This window comes from Salinisphaera dokdonensis CL-ES53 (genome assembly GCF_040361215.1).
In the GTDB taxonomy this organism is placed as follows: domain Bacteria; phylum Pseudomonadota; class Gammaproteobacteria; order Nevskiales; family Salinisphaeraceae; genus Salinisphaera; species Salinisphaera dokdonensis.
This window is the reverse complement of the sequence record NZ_APND01000014.1, coordinates 1-1,311: the sequence shown is the minus strand read 5'-3', so window position 1 is coordinate 1,311 and position 1,311 is coordinate 1. Positions and strand designations below refer to the sequence as shown.

1 protein-coding gene is annotated in these 1,311 nt (G+C 61.6%); it reads left to right on the top strand.

Annotated elements, in window-relative coordinates; translation table 11 throughout:
* On the top strand, positions 1 to 1,245 hold a 1,245-nt coding region (locus SADO_RS17190; RefSeq protein WP_353113660.1), incomplete at its 5' end, for a mercury(II) reductase.
* Positions 1,246 to 1,311 lie beyond the last annotated feature (66 nt).

The following is a 1,311-nucleotide window of genomic DNA, read 5'->3' as shown; positions in this document are numbered from 1 at the left end:
CAGATTCGCGCCGCCGAACTGGCCCAGCACCAACGCCACAACCCGTTTGATGGGTTGGCAGATTGCAAGCCAACGATTAATAGGCCACGCCTGCAGCGCCAGCAGCAGTCCCGAGTCGAAGAACTACGCGCGGCCAAGTACCAGAAAATACTCGACGATAATCCATCGATTACGCTGCGCCGCGGGCGGGCCCACTTCGAAGATGCGCATACGCTAATTGTCACGGCACATGACGGGTCCGAAGATCGTTTGGTGACCGATCGCATTCTTATCGCTACCGGGGCTTCGCCAACGATCCCACCGATACCGGGCCTGGCCGACACGCCGTATTGGACGTCCGATGAGGCGGTTTTCAGTCCGGACACGCCCGAGCACATCATCGTCATCGGCGCCTCTGTCGTTGCCGTTGAACAGGCTCAAGCGTTCCGCCGTTTGGGTTCGAAGGTCACAGTCCTGGCCCGCAGTACGCTGCTATCCAGCGAAGACCCCGCGCTCGGCGAGGGCCTTGCCGCGGCCTTCCGCGCCGAAGGAATCGACGTACGCCAGCACAGCCAGGCGCGTTCCGTACATTTTGCGGCAGGGCAATTCACGCTCGACACCGACGACGGCCCGATCCAGGGCGACCGGCTGCTGGTGGCAACGGGCCGCTCCCCGAACACCCGCGATTTGGCACTAGACAAGATCGGGGTGGTGACCGATGAACGCGGTGCGATCAGGGTTGATGCCTCGCTATGTACCAGCGCTGAGCATATCTATGCCACTGGCGATTGTACGACGCTGCCCCAGTTCGTCTATGTGGCCGCCGCCGGCGGCACCCGCGCGGCCGTCAACATGACCGGCGGTCGAGCGCGGCTGGATCTGTCCGCCATGCCGGCAGTGATCTTCACCGATCCGCAGATCGCGACGGTGGGGTTGGATGAACGCCAAGCCCAAGCGCGCGGCCTCGAGATCGAGACCCGTTCTTTAGGGTTGGAACATGTACCACGTGCGCTTGCCAACTTCGAGACCCGCGGATTCGTCAAGCTGGTTGCCGAGGCGGCCAGCCATCGTCTACTCGGAGCTCAAATCTTGGCTCCCGAAGCCGGCGAGATGATTCAGGCCGCTGTATTGGCCGTCCACCACGGCATGACCGTTGAAGCCTTGGGCGATCTGTTGTTTCCTTATCTGGTTCACGTGGAAGCGCTCAAGCTCTGTGCCCAGACTTTTACCAAAGATGTCGAGCAGCTGTCCTGCTGTGCTGGGTGACTGTCGCCGTTAGCGATCGGTTGATCGATCGAGCCGTTGTTCGTCTACCTCTTTCAGTTCGGCGCG